The 15,366-nt window shown below is 55.3% G+C and carries 14 protein-coding genes; 10 read left to right on the top strand and 4 right to left on the bottom strand.

Annotated elements, in window-relative coordinates:
• Nucleotides 1-33: 33 nt before the first annotated feature.
• The 7 genes from CFA77_RS09460 to CFA77_RS09430 are packed head-to-tail and all read left to right on the top strand — an operon-like array spanning nt 34 to nt 8,244.
• Nucleotides 34-1,152, top strand: coding sequence for an RIP metalloprotease (locus CFA77_RS09460; RefSeq protein ID WP_206990484.1), 1,119 nt, complete (start codon nt 34-36; stop codon nt 1,150-1,152).
• A 36-nt stretch (nt 1,153-1,188) separates the two neighbouring features.
• Entirely contained in the window at nt 1,189-3,744 is a 2,556-nt protein-coding gene (bamA, locus tag CFA77_RS09455) for an outer membrane protein assembly factor BamA (protein ID WP_206990483.1), read from the top strand.
• 27 nt (nt 3,745-3,771) lie between these two features.
• Nucleotides 3,772-4,362 (top strand): OmpH family outer membrane protein, encoded by a 591-nt coding sequence (locus CFA77_RS09450; RefSeq protein WP_206990482.1) that lies wholly within the window; start codon nt 3,772-3,774, stop codon nt 4,360-4,362.
• A gap of 12 nt (nt 4,363-4,374) precedes the next feature.
• Nucleotides 4,375-5,391: a UDP-3-O-(3-hydroxymyristoyl)glucosamine N-acyltransferase gene (gene lpxD / locus CFA77_RS09445; protein ID WP_206990481.1), complete on the top strand. Its 1,017-nt coding sequence runs from the start codon at nt 4,375-4,377 to the stop codon at nt 5,389-5,391.
• A 30-nt stretch (nt 5,392-5,421) separates the two neighbouring features.
• Nucleotides 5,422-6,210, top strand: coding sequence for an acyl-ACP--UDP-N-acetylglucosamine O-acyltransferase (gene lpxA / locus CFA77_RS09440; protein WP_206990480.1), 789 nt, complete (start codon nt 5,422-5,424; stop codon nt 6,208-6,210).
• Nucleotides 6,211-6,217: 7 nt separating this feature from the next.
• Entirely contained in the window at nt 6,218-7,060 is an 843-nt protein-coding gene (locus CFA77_RS09435; RefSeq protein WP_206990479.1) for an LpxI family protein, read from the top strand.
• The gene (locus CFA77_RS09430; RefSeq protein WP_206990478.1) at nt 7,057-8,244 is read left to right on the top strand and encodes a lipid-A-disaccharide synthase; all 1,188 of its coding nucleotides are present in this window, start codon (nt 7,057-7,059) and stop codon (nt 8,242-8,244) included. The genes CFA77_RS09435 and CFA77_RS09430 overlap by 4 nt, the downstream gene beginning before the upstream one ends.
• Here CFA77_RS09430 and CFA77_RS09425 read toward each other — a convergent pair.
• The 4 genes from CFA77_RS09425 to CFA77_RS09410 all read right to left on the bottom strand — a co-directional run bounded on the left by CFA77_RS09425 (nt 8,235) and on the right by CFA77_RS09410 (nt 12,882).
• A complete protein-coding gene (locus CFA77_RS09425) occupies nt 8,235-9,320 on the bottom strand; it encodes an FAD-dependent oxidoreductase (RefSeq protein WP_206990477.1) in 1,086 nt (361 codons plus the stop codon). The two genes, CFA77_RS09430 and CFA77_RS09425, sit on opposite strands and share 10 nt — an antisense overlap.
• 6 nt (nt 9,321-9,326) lie before the next feature.
• A complete protein-coding gene (rlmJ, locus tag CFA77_RS09420; RefSeq protein WP_206990476.1) occupies nt 9,327-10,124 on the bottom strand; it encodes a 23S rRNA (adenine(2030)-N(6))-methyltransferase RlmJ in 798 nt (265 codons plus the stop codon).
• 57 nt (nt 10,125-10,181) lie between these two features.
• Nucleotides 10,182-11,921 (bottom strand): M28 family metallopeptidase, encoded by a 1,740-nt coding sequence (locus CFA77_RS09415; protein ID WP_206990475.1) that lies wholly within the window; start codon nt 11,919-11,921, stop codon nt 10,182-10,184.
• Nucleotides 11,922-12,018: 97 nt separating this feature from the next.
• The gene (locus CFA77_RS09410; protein WP_256434991.1) at nt 12,019-12,882 is read right to left on the bottom strand and encodes a pirin family protein; all 864 of its coding nucleotides are present in this window, start codon (nt 12,880-12,882) and stop codon (nt 12,019-12,021) included.
• Nucleotides 12,883-12,963: 81 nt separating this feature from the next.
• On the opposite strand from CFA77_RS09410, the gene CFA77_RS09405 reads away from it, so the two are divergent.
• The 3 genes from CFA77_RS09405 (at nt 12,964) to CFA77_RS09395 (ending at nt 15,270) form a co-directional block, all read left to right on the top strand.
• Complete coding sequence (locus CFA77_RS09405) at nt 12,964-13,557, top strand: uracil-DNA glycosylase family protein (RefSeq protein ID WP_206990473.1); 594 nt, start codon at nt 12,964-12,966, stop codon at nt 13,555-13,557.
• Nucleotides 13,476-14,534 (top strand): alpha/beta fold hydrolase, encoded by a 1,059-nt coding sequence (locus CFA77_RS09400; protein ID WP_242517300.1) that lies wholly within the window; start codon nt 13,476-13,478, stop codon nt 14,532-14,534. The genes CFA77_RS09405 and CFA77_RS09400 overlap by 82 nt, the downstream gene beginning before the upstream one ends.
• Before the next feature lie 112 nt (nt 14,535-14,646).
• Nucleotides 14,647-15,270: an ATP-dependent Clp protease proteolytic subunit gene (locus tag CFA77_RS09395; protein WP_206990472.1), complete on the top strand. Its 624-nt coding sequence runs from the start codon at nt 14,647-14,649 to the stop codon at nt 15,268-15,270.
• The last annotated feature ends 96 nt before the right edge of the window (nt 15,271-15,366 follow it).

Here is a 15,366-nt window from a genome sequence, read left to right as displayed (position 1 = left end):
CAGGGACCCTTGTTTCTATTTTGCCTGATTTTCATGATGGGCATCGTGGTTATCGTCCATGAGTACGGCCACTACATCGTGGGGCGCTGGTTTGGCGCCGCCGTGGAGTCTTTCTCGGTGGGATTTGGAAAGCCGATCTTTGAACGCACTGACAAGCACGGCACGCGCTGGCGCGTGAACTGGATTCCGCTCGGTGGCTTTGTGAAATTTGTGGGTGAGAGCCAGATGGCGGGCGATGTCGGCAAGATTGAGCAGGGCCCGATTGGTAGGGCATATCCAGAGCTCGGGGTTGGTCAACGTTCGCTCGTCAGTCTCGCAGGACCATTTGCCAACTTCATCCTTTCAACCCTTATATTCGCTCTGATATTGGGCGTTCACGGTCGACCGGTCATGAAGGTCGGCATTGCCGCAGTAGTACCAGATGGCGCGGCTGCTGAAGCTGGAATGGAATCCGGCGACGTGATCATGTCAGTAAATGGCAATTCGGTTAGCGATACGTCCGAAGTCTTGATGGCGATCATCCTGAACCCGAATGAACCAATTGATTTCGTTGTTCAGCGCGGCGATTCCGAGAAAGCCCTGGTCGTGACCCCTGATGAAATTGTCCGTGAAAACGATTTCGGGCAGCAAGTCCCCCAGGCTACGATTGGCGTGAGTATCGCCCCGATCTCGTATGGGGAACACATCTACTACAATCCGGTAGAGGCCTTGGGGCAGGGCGTTCTCGAAACCGGCGCGACGATCGATCGGACGGTGACGATGCTTACGCGAATCGTTACCGGAAAGATGTCGATGCACGCCATGACGGGACCTGTGGGAATCGGAGATATTTCCCGCCGCGTGGTTAACAAGGTTTGGGAACAGGAGCAGGCGACGACCGGTCAGAAGCTCGAACGTCTGTTCTGGATGCTGGCAAGCATTTGCGCCGCGATCTCAGTAGGAGTCGGCTTTTTCAACCTTCTTCCGCTGCCGGTATTGGATGGCGGACACCTTGTATTTAATGCATATGAAGCCATTGCGGGCAGGGAAATGCCGCAAAAAGTGCAGGAGGTGGCCCTGACATTCGGGTTGATCCTGTTATTGGGAATGGTCGTGGTGATCACTTGGGGTGATATCATCGAGACCGGCTTGTTCGGAGCAAGAGGCGGCTGATCCGCCTGCCGAAATTAACCAGAGAGTGTGTCGACGATGCGTAAGTTTCTTGCAGCAACCATGATGGCGAGCAGCGTTCTGGCTGTGAACACAGCGCTTGTTCCCATGGGCACTGCCGATGCACAGGAAGATAGTCGCTATGGCGGCACCATCCGCTCCGTCATTGTCGAGGGCAATCAGCGTATCGAGGCGCGTACGGTTCAATCCTACCTGCTTGTAGAGCCTGGTGATTCCTTTGATCCTGACCGCATTGACCTATCCTTGAAGACACTGTTTGCCACCAACCTGTTTGCGGACGTGTCGATTGACCGTGTGGATGACAATCTGGTCGTTCGTGTGGTTGAGAACCCGATCATCAACCGCGTGGTTTTTGAAGGAAACAGCGCGCTAGATGACGACAAGCTCAAAGAAGACATCCAGGCGGCACCTCGCGGCATCTTCACTGCTGCTCGTGTGCAATCCGATGTTCAACGTATCCTCGAACTATACCGCCAGTCCGGTCGATTTGCCGCCAAAGTCGAACCGCAATACAAACCGCTGGAACAAAATCGTGTTGATCTGATTTTCGAGATCACCGAAGGGCCTGTCACCGGTGTCCGGTCGATCAACTTCCTTGGCAATCAGGCTTACTCGGACTCGCGCCTTCGCAGCGAGATTGTCACGCGTCAATCACGTCTGTGGCGCTTCTTCAGCTCGAATGACAATTACGATCCGGGCCGTCTGGAATATGACCGCGACCTCTTGCGACAGTTCTATCAGAACAATGGCTATTACGATTTCCGCGTGACATCCGCTGTGGCGGAACTGACGCCGGACCAGAAGGACTTCTACATCACCATGACGGTGGATGAGGGACGCCAGTATTATTTCGGCGAGGTCAAAGTCGAGACGGCGCTCGAGAAGCTTAATGCTGAGGCACTGAAACGTGCTGTGCCTATTCAATCCGACACGCTCTTCCGGGGCGACTCAATTGAAGACACAATCGACTCGCTGACTTACGCAGCGGGTATTGCTGGTTACGCCTTTGTTGATGTTCGTCCACAGTTGGACGTGAATCCCGAGACGGGTCTGATTGATGTCACCTTCGCTGTGGATGAAGGTCCTCGGGTTTACATCGATCGGATCAATATTGTCGGTAACACGCAGACACTTGATCGGGTCATTCGTCGGGAACTCCGAATTTCAGAAGGCGATGCGTTCAACCGCATCCTTCTTGATCGTTCCAAGAACCGCGTCCGAGCTCTGGGTTACTTCAAGAATGTCGAAGTGGTTGAGACCCCGTCGGAAGATCCGGACCGGACCATCGTGGATATCAAGGTCGAGGAACAACCAACCGGCGAACTGTCCTTCGCGGCCGGCTTCTCATCCGTGGATGCCTATCTGCTCGACGTCAGCGCGTCACAGCGCAATCTGAGGGGGCGCGGTCAGTCGGTTGTTGCTCGCGTGTCCGCTTCGAGCCGTCAGCAAATTCTGGATTTCCGGTTCACTGAGCCAAGACTGTTTGATCGCAATCTTTCCGGCGGTATTGACGCCTACGCTACTCGCCAGGACTATGAAGATTATTCGGGCTTCACCAGCGATACGATTGGTGCGGGCGTACGCCTCGGTTTCCCACTTACGGAACGCATGCAGCTTGGCCTTAGCTACAGATTGCAAACCGATGAAGTGAACGTTCTCGATCGTAATTACATCATCGACGAAGAAGGATTTTTTGTTACCGACCGCGTCCAGATCACAGGGGCCGACACCCCAGAGGATCTCACAGACGACACCTATCGGCTCGTCGAACCAGGCGATGCCGGTGCGGGCCAACGCGTTGTTGACCAATGTTCGCGCGATTACGTCTTGAGAGATCCGATCTGTCGGGCAGAACGCAGCGATCTGTCCTCGATCCTCGGATATAATTTCTACTGGGACCGCACTAACGATCCGATAAGGCCGTCGCGCGGCTTTGATTTCCGATTCAGCCAGGACCTTGCCGGTATTGGCGGTGATGTGAAGTATTTGCGGACTGAGTCTACCGCGACCATGTATCGTGGCATCTGGCGCGATATAATTGCGAGCCTTCGTGTTTCCGGAGGGTATGTTTTCCCACTGGAAGACGGTCAGGGCGTGAGGATCAACAACCGTTTCTTCCGGGGTGGCAGCACGTTCCGCGGGTTTGACGTCGCAGGCATCGGCCCGCGAGAGATCGTCCGCGTAGTCGATCCTGAAACTGGGGAAGTTGTTCAGACTCGCCGCCTCAATTCGCAAGGCGGTAATGTCTATTATCAAAGCACATTCGAACTTAGCCTGCCGAGCTTCCTGCCTGAAGAATACGGTATCAAGAGCGCGCTATTCGCAGAGGCGGGTGCCTTGGGCTCTCTTCGTGGGCCTGACGTCGGTCCCACAATCTACTTCACCGATCAATCGACCGGCCTGCCAGCAGTCCGGCTCACCAAGACGGCTGCATCCATGCGGGCGTCCGCCGGTCTAAGTGTTTTCTGGGACTCTCCGTTTGGTCCCATTCGGTTCGATTTCTCTCAAATTCTCAAACGGGAAGACTATGACCGGACGGAAACGTTCCGGTTCTCGACCTCAACAAGATTCTAATTTCAAGCTGAAAGACAGGAGACTAGAATGTCCCGACTCAAGAACTTCATTTTCGCCATGGTGGCGTCACTCGCCGCAATTGCCTTGGTTGCGCCGGCATCTTTCGCTCAGGGCACCACGGTCATTACGATCGATGAGGCAAAAATCCTGCGCGACAGCAAAGCTGGCAAAGACATTCAGGCCAAGCTTCAAAGCATCGAATCTCAGATCAATACCGAGTTGACGCCAACCAAGACGTCGCTTGAGGCTGAAGGCAAGGCGCTGAATACTGAACTGCAAGGTAAGACACGCGAGCAGATTGCCGGCGACGCAGCAATGGTTGCCCGCCTCAACGCGTACGACAAGAAGGCCGGTGATTTCGGCAAGGCCCGCCAAAAAGCTGCCAGTGAGTTTCAGCTGACCGAACGTCAGGCTCTTATCGATTTCAACAAGGCGCTTGAGCCGGTTCTCCTGCAGGTCGTGAGTGAAAAAAATGCACAGATCGTGCTGTCCAAGAGCGCTCTGATCTATGGCGTGGATTCTGTTGATGTCTCCGCACTGGTCATCAGCAAGTTGGACGCTACGACGCCTACACTTTCGGTCGTCCGCAAGCGCATCCCTGACCAGCCAGCGCAGTAAATTGAGACATCCGTGCCAGTAGACGTTCGATTTTTCGCGCCATTGGGATCTCTTTCTCTTGGCGAACTGGCCAAACAGACCGGGTCTGGTCTCTTCGGAGATGAAGATCTGGAACTGACGGGCATCTCCTCGGCTGCGAACGGCCGCCGGGGAGACCTTGGATTTCTCGATGGAGACGGAAAGTCTGCTATCGAGATCAATCCCGACATCTCAGCCCTTGTCGTAAATGATGCCAATGTGGCCCGCATTCCCGACGGCATTCCCTATATCGTTTCAAAGTTTCCCCGCCATGTTCACGGAACAGCTGCGGTAAAACTGTTTCGTCCACGTCATTTGGATTGGCATGGTGAGTCTGCCATTTCGCCCGATGCCACGATAGACGATAGCGTCAGGATCGCACCGGGTGCTGCCATCGCACCTGGCGCCGTGATCGGTGCCGGCACATTCATCGGGGCGAATGCTGTTATTGGTCCAGGCGTCCAGATTGGCCGCAATTGCGTTATCGGCCCGGCCGCGACCGTATTCTGCGCGCTTATAGGGGATCATGTGAGACTGCTGTCCGGTGCTCGGATAGGCGAGGCGGGGTTCGGAGTCATGCCTGGTCCCAGCGGGGCGGAGGATGCTCCACATTATGGCCGCGTCGTCCTGCAGGATCACGTTACCATAGGTGCCAATTCCTGTGTCGATCGGGGGGCCTTTGACGACACAATTCTCGGGGAACGAACACGGATCGATAATCTGTGCCAAATCGCTCACAATGTGGTGCTTGGTCGCTCGGTTCTCATGGCGGCATTCGGTGGTATTTCAGGATCGGTTCAGATCGGTGATGGCACGATGCTTGGTGGACGCGTTGGAATCGCGGATCATGTGAAAGTCGGCGAGGGTGTATCTCTGGCGGCCTCTTCGGGTTTGTTCAGAAATATCGAAGACGGCGAAACATGGGGCGGAACACCTGCCAAACCTCTCCGCCAATGGATGCGCGAGATCGCGTGGTTGCAGAAGAACGCAAACCCGAAGAAAAAGGGTTAGTCAGCGCGTCCCAGCAGCTTTTGGAAACTCATGTCCACACAAATTCATCCCACTGCCTACATTGAGGACGGAGCCGCTCTCGGTGATGGTGTCGTTGTCGGGCCATTCTGTCATATTGGTCCACACGCACGCATTGGGGCTAATTCCGTCCTGATGACGCATTCTGTCGTGACCGGTCACACAGAACTGGGGGAGGGGTGTGTCCTGCACCCGCATGCGGTATTGGGTGGTGTGCCTCAAGTTATAGGGTTTGAATCGACACCGGACTCTCGACTGGTTGTCGGCGAGAACTGCGTCTTTCGTGAGTATGCAACCGCCCATTCCGGCATGCCCAAATTTGGCGGCCTTACAACAATCGGGAACAATTGCTTTGTCATGATCGGGGCGCACATCGCCCATGACAACCACATTGGTAATAATGTCGTCATGGCAAATAATGTTTCTCTGGCTGGCCACATCACAGTCGGGGACAATGTGTGGTTCGGCGGTCTTGCCGCCGTTCACCAATTCTCTCGCATCGGACGGAATGCTTTCGTCGGCGGGGGAGCGATTGTTGTGGAAGACGTAATTCCGTTTGGATCGGTCGTCGGCAATCACGCCAAACTGTCGGGCCTGAACATGGTCGGTCTCAAGCGCCGAGGCTTCTCGAAAGCAGATATCCGGGACATTCGCGCCGCTTACAAAGCCATCTTTCTTGGAGATGGCTTGTTCAAGGATCGGCTGGAACAGGCGTCGCAGGATTATGCGGAGAATCCGCTGGCCATGGAGATCATCACATTCATCCGTGAGGGCGACCGCCCCATCTGCAAACCAGGTTGATGATATAATGGCTCCACTCGGTATCATCGCAGGACTGGGCGACCTACCAGTTGCCATCGCAGAGAATGCCATTGAGGAAGGGCAGGGTGCCTATGTGCTCCGCCTGAAGGGCTTTGATGATCCGGCACTGGCCAGGTTTCCGGGGGAAGCCATAGGTCTGGGTGAAGTCGGTGGAATACTGAAAAAGCTGAAATCTGCAGGGTGTGAGGAAGTTGTATTCGCTGGCATCGTCAAACGCCCGGATTTCAGCAATCTAAAACTCGATGTGAAGGGCGTGACCCTTCTCCCTAAAGTGTTGTCTGCCGCCAAGAAGGGCGACGATGCGTTGCTGCGTGTCTTGGTGAATGAGTTCGAGAAGCAGGGCTTCAAGGTTCTCGGCAGCCACGAAGCGCACAAGCAGTTGCTGGCGCCGGAGGGGATTATCGCGGGTCATCAGCCGACTGACGAAGAATTTCTTGACATAGAACATGCTGCGCGTGTCGCGTCTGCGACGGGTGCGCTCGATATCGGACAGGGATCGGTCGTCTGCAACGGGCTGGTTCTGGCTGTTGAAGCCCAGGAAGGGACTGATGCGATGCTGGATCGCTGCGCGGCTCTGCCAGAGGAAATCCGAGGGTCAGCCTTGAGCCGGAAAGGCGTTCTCGTCAAACGGCCAAAGCCTGCGCAGGAGCTCCGGATCGATCTGCCTACCACGGGCGTTTCGACGGTAGAGAAGGTTGCCGCCGCGGGGCTCGCTGGCCTCGCAATAGAAGCGGGGGGCGCTCTGCTGCTAAACCGCCGCAAAATGATCGAGCGCGCTGAGGAACTAGGCGTATTTATCTATGGTTTTACTCCAGAGACAGGGCGGTGAGCGCGCCGCGCATCTACATGGTCGCCGCCGAAACATCTGGCGACCTGTTGGCCAGGGAAGTTGTTGAAGACATTCGCAGGCGAAATCCGGACGCGCATATTTCCGGCATTGGTGGCGGAGAACTTGCGTCGGTCGGAATAGAATCTGCAATTGATATCAGTCCACTGTCGATCCTTGGGTTTGTCGAAGGTCTTAGAGCGTATGGCGATGTTGTTCGTCTCGCCGATGCAGCCGCCGACGCCATCATCGCGGATGACCCTGATGTTGTCGTTCTGGTCGACTCTTGGGGGTTCATGCTGAGGGTTGCTCAGCGTGTCCGATTGCGCGCACCGAATATTCGGCTGGTAAAGCTTGTGGGACCGCAAGTCTGGGCGACCCGGCCCGGTCGCGCGAAGACTTTGGCTTCTGTCGTCGATCATCTATTATGCATTCATGACCTCGAGGTTCCGTTCTACGAACCCTTTGGACTCAAGACGACAGTGATTGGCAACCCTGCCATTTCCCGCCATGTTCAAGGAAATGGGTCCAGCTTTCGCGCGGGCCAGAGTATACCCGAGGACGCAAAGCTTGTTCTCGTATTGCCAGGTAGTCGACCCAGCGAAATCAAGCGCGTTGCTCCCGAATTGGTGAGCGCAGCCAAAGCGCTGAAATCGAACGATCCAAATCTCAAAATCGTCTTCATGCCGGCTTCCAACGTTGCAACTCAATTCCGGGAGGATTTTCCAGGCATTGCGTCATGGTCGATTGTCTCAAGCAATCCCGGCGCACGATATGACGCAATGGCGGCGGCAGATCTGGCGCTTGCTTGCTCTGGTACGGTGACCACGGAACTTGCCATGCAGGATACGCCTATGATCGTTGCGTACAAGACAGGATGGATCACATGGGCCTTGGCGCGAGGCCTGCTTTACAGCAAAACGCATATTACATTGCTCAATATCGTGAGCGACGATCAGCCAATTGTGCCGGAATTTGTTCAAACCCAGCAGAAGGCCGACCTTATCGCTGCCGCGGCGCAGGATTGGTTGACCGATCCAGATAAACTTTTAGCACAGTTGAATCGGCAACGAATTGCACTGGATCGGATGAAAGAAGGCGATAGGGATGCCAGCGAAATTGCGGCAGGCGTCATTCTGGACGAGGCGGCAGCACGGTCTGCAGGATCCATCTCGCTTCAGTCCTGAACAAATGATCGGTCGATCAGGGTCTTGAGCCCCCACAGACCTGGAAACTGAATTGTGTGACCCCATTTTTCAGCTATTGCGGCACGCGCGCCAAGGCTTACAAGTTTGAGGTAATCCTTCTGCGGATCATAATTCTGTAAAGGTGCGCCGCTCAGCTTCGCGATCAGATTCTGCATGAGGACGGGCCCTTGCCGCACGGCATACACGCCTGCTTTGGGTATGTGACCCTTTTGAAGAGAAGCCACATCGCCTGAAATGAAAATGTCTGGATGTGAGATCGACTGCAGGCATGAATTTACGACTGGAAATCCGCCACTCGTCTCAAGTCCTGATTCCTCCAGCCAGCCAGGCGCGTGGGCACCGGCGGTCCATAGAACCAGTTGTGCAGTCAGGGACTGTCCAGAATCCAACATCAGGCAGCCATTTTCATGCGCGCGCACTTGTGTGTTTTCGATAATCGTTACGCTTGCCGCGTTCAGGCGCTCGCATAGCGCATGCCTCAATGATGGCGAACTTGATGAAAGTATTTCCGACCGATCCACGATTGCCAAAGGGGTAGATGTAGGGAGGCGGCAGGCGTTCATCTTGTGCCGAACAGCTAGCGCAAGCTCTACACCGCCGAGGCCACCCCCAATGATTGCAACCCCTTCGGAGAGATTACCTGAATCCTGTTGCCACGCTTCAACGAAATGCGACATCGGCTTTACGGCCAGGTTGCCTTTCTTTTCTGAGAGGCTTACGGGCGCAGACACGATACCGACATCGATAGACGCCTGGGTGAAGGAGTAGGATGCACCCGTTTCCCCGGTCGCAGTTTTCCCGACCGGATCAAAATCAACGATTGAATCATAGACAATATCAACCCCGGCTTCGACACATAAGCGGTTCAGATCGACCTCCACTTCGTTTCGGTCAAAATGTCCCGCAACAAAGCCAGGCACCATGCCACTATAGACGGCGTAGGCCCGTGGGTTCACCAGCTTGAATTTCATGTGCGGGCAGGAGTGTTTCTTGAGCCAGCGAAGCGCTGTGATGTGTGCGTGTCCGCCGCCTATCAGAAGCACATCGCATCGCATGACCGGTCAGGCTCCCAACGGCTTGTCAGACCACCATGACTGGAGCGCTGTTGCAATAGCGGCACATTCAGCATCCGCCGTCGTCGGTCCATTGAAAACAACCATGGCGGAGCCTTCGAGGGCCGTTTCCTGCAATGCATCGACCGGCCAGCGCGCCCCGTAAACCTTGCAGTCGCCGAGCGTCGTCAGATACTCGCCAAACTCGCTCTCACGACCATCACGAAACAATGGTAGCCATAGCATCAGCACCGCCTTTGGCCATCGCTTCAGGGCTTTGGGAGTCCACAGCGCCAACGCATCAATATCCCGACTTGTTTCGTAACTCGGATCGACCAGACAGACCATGGTTTCACCGCTTCTGGGAGACAGTTTCAGCGCGCTGGCGTATCCATCCGCTTTTTTGATCTGAATACGGTCGTCATCGCCGATGGCATGATTCAAGGCTTCGTATTCAGCTGGATGCTTTTCGAATAAGACGTAGCGAGTATCCGTAGGCAGTAGGGTCTGCGCATGAGCGGGAGAGCCGGGGTAGCTATTGATACCAGCCGACTCAACGAACTCGACCCATGATCGAAGCGGTTTAGGAGTCTGCCCCTCCAATATGGAGAGAATGCCGTCCCCGGCCTCATCTCCTTTTCGCGCCTGCGGGCCTTCAAGATCGTATCGTCCTCGACCTGAATGTGTTTCCACATAGAGAATGCGATCATTACGCTGTGTCAGGTGACGGCACACCGAGTGCAAGACCGCGTGCTTGACTACGTCCGCGCGGTTTCCCGCGTGAAATCCGTGTTGATACGAAAGCATGCGTCAGGTCATTCCATTCAGGAAAAAGTCCCCGCCGAACAGGGCGGGGACGATCGTTTAGTCTTGTTCCAGGCTCTTCTTGCGAACAGATTCGAACTCATTGCCCGCATACCATGTGGGCCATTCATCAGATTGGGCAATCTGTAGCCCAACCTGGTAAAGCGCCTGGATGTCTTCGGTGAAGCCGGACAGATCCCAATCATCGGAATACTCATCCATTGGCTTGTGATAGCGCTCAGCCGTGTAGACCGCCGCGGCTGCCTTGCCTGCAGCCACACCACCATCGACCTTGTCCTGACCGCCATCGGCGTACAACATGGGCACGCCCTTCTTGGCCAGGGAGATATGGTCCGATCGATAGAAATAGCCGGCTTCGGGTTTGGCATCCGGCTTGATCACGCGGCCTTGCTCGTCGAGCACATCTTTCAACATGTCCTCGAGCTCGGACGCGCCGTATCCGACAACTACCATGTCCTTGGTCCGGCCGATTGGCAGCGCACCATCCATGTTGATACCCGCAACGACTTGGCGATGGGGTACCAACGGGTTTTCGGCATAATAGGCAGAACCAAGCAAACCGGATTCTTCGAGCGTCACAGACAGGAAAAGGGCCGACCGCTCGAGTTCTTCGCTTGCCATGGCTTCTGCAATCTCGAGAAGTGCGGCAGAACCGGTCGCATTGTCGACGGCGCCGTTGAATATCTGGTCCTGATAAAAATCCTCGCCCGGCGCGCCGGTCTTTTCTTCAGACTTCTTTCCGAGGTGGTCCCAGTGTGCTGTGTACAGCATGTATTCATCCGGCGCGGCTGCCCCTGGGAGTTTTCCGACAACGTTCCGGCTTTCAAGCTGTTCGATCGCTTGCGAAATCTTCCCGCTCGCCTTTATTCCGTCCAGCGCGACAGGTTCGAAGTCTTTTGATTTTGCCTGTTGTTTCAGCGTTTCCAGATCGAGGCCTGCACTGGCAAACAGGGACTCGGCTGTGTCTCGTGTAATCCAGCCTTCGAGCATTGTACGCTCAGCGCCGCCATCGGCACGCACGAGATCTGACTGCGCACCGCTCCACGAGTTGGAAACAACATCCCAGCCGTATGAGGCTGGTTCGGTCTCGTGAATGACAATAGCGGCAGTTGCGCCCTGTCGTGCCGCTTCTTCAAACTTGTATGTCCAGCGCCCGTAATAGGTCATGGACTTGCCCTTGAAGAGGTCTGGGTCACCGGTTGCAAATCCGGGATCGTTGACAAGCATAACGACAGTTTTACCGGTGAAATCCTGATCCGCGTAGTCGTTCCAGTCATATTCCGGAGCGACAGATCCGTAGCCTACGAAAACAACGTCGGTGGGATCAAAGCTCAGCTCATTGGCATTTTGGCGCTTCGTCCAGAAAACAACGTCTTCCTTTGGCGTCATCGGCAGCTCGGTACCATCGGGTGTGGTAAGCTTGAAGTATGAGGCGCCCGTGTCGACCGTTTGGTTCACCATTTTGACCGTCTGGAAAAAACTTCCATCGTCTCCCGCAGGCGTCAGACCGATGCGCTGCATCTCAGCCGCAATCCAGTCGGCCGACGCTTCGCCAGCCTCGGTCCCCGGACTGCGGCCTTCGAATGTGTCGTCGGCAAGGGTCTTGATGCGAACCGCGAGGTCATCCGCTGTAATTTCCGCACTGGTCTGATCTGGCAGCGGCATCAACAATTCAGATGATGCTTCAGGCTCCGTTGTGATCGGTGTGTCAGTCGCGGTTTCTTGTGCGCCGCAGGCCGCGAGCGTTAGCACGGACGCCGAAATGAGTAGTCGCTTCATTTTTGTATTTCCCCGTCAAAGACTCTTGTTGGTCATGATCTGGCACGAGCGATATCAATCGGCAAGGAAGGGGTTCACCAGAAATCTGGCCCCAGAATCACGAGGGAAGGGGAATCCACTCATCCTCATCTCCCGGAACCGCAGGAAATCTTGCCGTGCCCCCAGCTTGTATTGCAGCTGTCCAGTCCGCTCTGGCCGCGGCTATCTTTTCGGCGTCGCTCGAGACGAAATTCCAGTTGATCTTTCGCGGAGATTCCATTGGTGCGCCGCCGCAGATAACTGCTTTTGTGCCAAGAGCCATAACAACCGGCACATCCACATTCGGTTCAAGCACAGCCATACGGCCAACGCCTACAATCGTATCACCGATTTTGGCTTCGCCCGTCACTACATAGAGGGCGCGCTCCAGAGCGAGATCGCCAGGCAGGACAATTTCGGATTCGGACGTTGCTTCGAGAGCGACGTAAATGATCGGCCATGGAAACGAAACGGGTGATGTTTTGTCCCATGCAGTCCCGGCAAGTACTTTGACAGTCACATTGTCCACCAGGAACTCCGGTAGAGTATCGGCACTATGGTGGACAAAGGTGGGCGCGCTGTCCTCCTCATCCCTGGGCAGGGCAACCCAGGTCTGAAGGCCGTGCAAGTTTTGCCCGTTCTCGCGCTGAGTATCTGGAGTGCGCTCCGAATGAACAATGCCTCGCCCCGCCGTCATCCAGTTGACGGCTCCGGGCTCGATCACCAGATCGGTTCCGAGTGAATCCCGATGCCGGATTGCACCATCAAACAGGAAAGTGACGGTCGCCAGACCGATATGAGGGTGGGGGCGAACGTCAAATGTCGAGCCCGGCGGATATTCAGTCGGACCGAAGTGATCGAAGAACACGAAAGGCCCCACAGATTTGTGGGCGTGAAATGGAAGAATTCTTCGGACCAGAAAACCGGCTCCGAGATCATGCATACGGGGGTCAATAATGCGGGATATGCGCATCGGCTCGGGCCTTCTGCAATCAGGACACAGTTAGAAACTGTATGAAACGCCATGTCTCTCCATTTGAAAACACAACTCGAAAAAATTCGGGCATGCCGACTGTGCGAAGGCCAGATGGATCGCCCCCCAAACCCAATCCTTCAAGCGCATTCCGGTGCGCGTATTCTGATTGCGAGCCAGGCACCGGGCAACAAGGCTGATCGCTCTGGCATGCCCTTCAAAGATCCGTCGGGATCACGGCTTCGTGACTGGATGCAGATATCTGAGCAAGATTTTTATGATCCCAGAAGGGTCGCCATCCTGCCAATGGGCTTCTGCTTTCCCGGATATGACCGAAATGGCGGCGACCGCCCGCCCATGCGGATCTGCGCCCAGACCTGGCGAACGCAAACACTGGACCTGTTGACGAATACTAAAGTGACTTTGCTCATCGGTGCCCATGCGCAGGCTTGGCACTTGGGTGTTCGACGCAAGTCGAGCTTGACGGAAACCGTTCGATGTTGGAAGGAGTACACAAGTGAGCGTATATTCACACTACCGCATCCGAGTTGGAGAAACACGTCTTGGCTAAAACGCAATCCCTGGTTCGAACAAGAGGTCTTACCCTCCTTGCGCGCCGAAGTGCGTGGGGCTTTGGCGCCCTGATCCTTTTTTACGCGACCTTCCTGCTCTCGGGGTGCGTTCATCCCGTCACGGCTGGCTCACTCGCCAATGTTACCAACTCCGTTCCACAATTTCTGCCTGAGCGTGATGTTTTCATTTCTCATGACGGCGCAGAACTTGGTCTGACGGTCTGGGCCGCGCAGACTGACCACGAGCCAGAGCATGTGGTTGTCGGCGTGCATGGCATGAACGATTTCGCCAATGCCTTCCATATGGCGGCACCTTACTGGGCTGAGCGTGGCGTAGTGACATATGCTTATGACCAAAGGGGTTTTGGACGCTCGCCGGGCAGGGGGCTATGGCCGGATGAAGAATTGATGCGGGAAGATCTCCGCACGGCTGTTGCGGTCGCACGTCGTGCGCATCCCGATGCAACCATCACGGTTGTCGGCATATCCATGGGCGCCGCCGTCGCCATTTCGGCTTTCGGCTCAGACACACCCCCTGACGCAGACCGATTGATCGCATCGGGTCCAGGCTTGCGCGGTTGGGGCGCGATGAACCCACTCTATCGAGCCAGCCTGTGGATGTCGGCTCACACCAATCCCGGCTGGATCGTTCGACCACCAGCCCGCTTTGTACGTATCGAGCCCAGCGATAATATCGATATGCTCCGGGAGACTTGGGCCAACCCCCTGATGTTGCGGGAAAACCGAATTGATCAGGTTTATGGAGTCGTCTCACTGATGGAGACAGCTCATGACAGAATCGCTGACCTTCCAGTCGATTTGCCCGTGTTGATTTCCTATGGTGCGAACGATTATGTCATCCCCCCACATGGCGTTGCGCGATCAGCGAATTTCCTGCCCGCGCATGTTCGGACGGTCTATTATGAAAAGGGGTACCATATGCTGTTGCGTGATCTGCAGGCTGAAACCGTGCACGCCGATTATCTCGCTTTCATGCAACATCCGGACACCGATCTACCAAGTCGTTCATCAGAGTGGCCGTTCCGCTAACTGTTTCCACAGCGGAATACCTCTTGCAGTGATGCACGCGTAGACAAATATACGTCTCTCTGCCACTTCTGTGCAGTAAAGATTCCTTTGAGAAACCATCAAGGCCCAATTCATGACGACTTCTTTCCAGACAGCGCTCAACCTTGTTCCCATGGTTGTGGAGCAGACGAGCCGCGGCGAGCGGGCTTTCGACATCTTCTCGCGCCTGCTGAAAGAGCGGATCATCTTCGTTACGGGCGGCATCGATGACAGCATGGCTGCCCTGATCACCTCGCAATTGCTCTTCCTTGAGTCGGAAAATCCGAAAAAAGATATCGCAATGTATATCAACAGCCCCGGCGGATATGTTTCCTCTGGCCTCGCGATCTACGACACGATGCAGTATATTCGATGCCCCATTTCCACGGTGTGTATTGGTCAGGCCGCCTCCATGGGGTCGCTTCTGCTTGCTGCTGGCGAAAAGGGTATGCGTATCGCGCTGCCGAATGCGCGCGTGATGCTTCACCAGCCTTCGGGTGGATACCAGGGTGTCGCAACCGATATTGAGCGCCATGCAGAGGAAATCATCGAATTGAAACGCCGTCTCAACAATATCTATGTCCGCCACACGGGTCAGGAATATGATGTGATTGAGCGGAAGCTGGATCGGGATACGTTTCTGACCGCAGAAGAGGCCAAGGAATTTGGCATTGTGGACAAGGTCTTCGAGCGCCGGACGGCCGAGGATGATAAATAGGGGACCTCTCTCAAGTCATTGCGGCCTGCCTCTTGCAGGGCAGGCTGATAACCCTATTGTTTCAATAGTACACAACGCGCGACGTCTTAAAGACGA

The organism is Hyphomonas sp. KY3, assembly GCF_017309975.1.
GTDB lineage: Bacteria > Pseudomonadota > Alphaproteobacteria > Caulobacterales > Hyphomonadaceae > Hyphomonas.
This window is presented reverse-complemented; position numbering and strand designations above follow the sequence as displayed.

Coding starts and splice junctions, on each gene's coding strand:
- bamA (WP_206990483.1), top strand. CDS start 1,189: ATGCGTAAGTTTCTTGCAGCAACCATGATGGCGAGCAGCGTTCTGGCT.
- CFA77_RS09435 (WP_206990479.1), top strand. CDS start 6,218: ATGGCTCCACTCGGTATCATCGCAGGACTGGGCGACCTACCAGTTGCC.
- CFA77_RS09395 (WP_206990472.1), top strand. CDS start 14,647: ATGACGACTTCTTTCCAGACAGCGCTCAACCTTGTTCCCATGGTTGTG.
- rlmJ (WP_206990476.1), bottom strand. CDS start 10,124: ATGCTTTCGTATCAACACGGATTTCACGCGGGAAACCGCGCGGACGTA.
- CFA77_RS09410 (WP_256434991.1), bottom strand. CDS start 12,882: ATGCATGATCTCGGAGCCGGTTTTCTGGTCCGAAGAATTCTTCCATTT.
- lpxA (WP_206990480.1), top strand. CDS start 5,422: ATGTCCACACAAATTCATCCCACTGCCTACATTGAGGACGGAGCCGCT.
- CFA77_RS09450 (WP_206990482.1), top strand. CDS start 3,772: ATGTCCCGACTCAAGAACTTCATTTTCGCCATGGTGGCGTCACTCGCC.
- CFA77_RS09405 (WP_206990473.1), top strand. CDS start 12,964: ATGTCTCTCCATTTGAAAACACAACTCGAAAAAATTCGGGCATGCCGA.
- CFA77_RS09415 (WP_206990475.1), bottom strand. CDS start 11,921: ATGAAGCGACTACTCATTTCGGCGTCCGTGCTAACGCTCGCGGCCTGC.
- CFA77_RS09460 (WP_206990484.1), top strand. CDS start 34: ATGATGGGCATCGTGGTTATCGTCCATGAGTACGGCCACTACATCGTG.
- CFA77_RS09425 (WP_206990477.1), bottom strand. CDS start 9,320: ATGCGATGCGATGTGCTTCTGATAGGCGGCGGACACGCACACATCACA.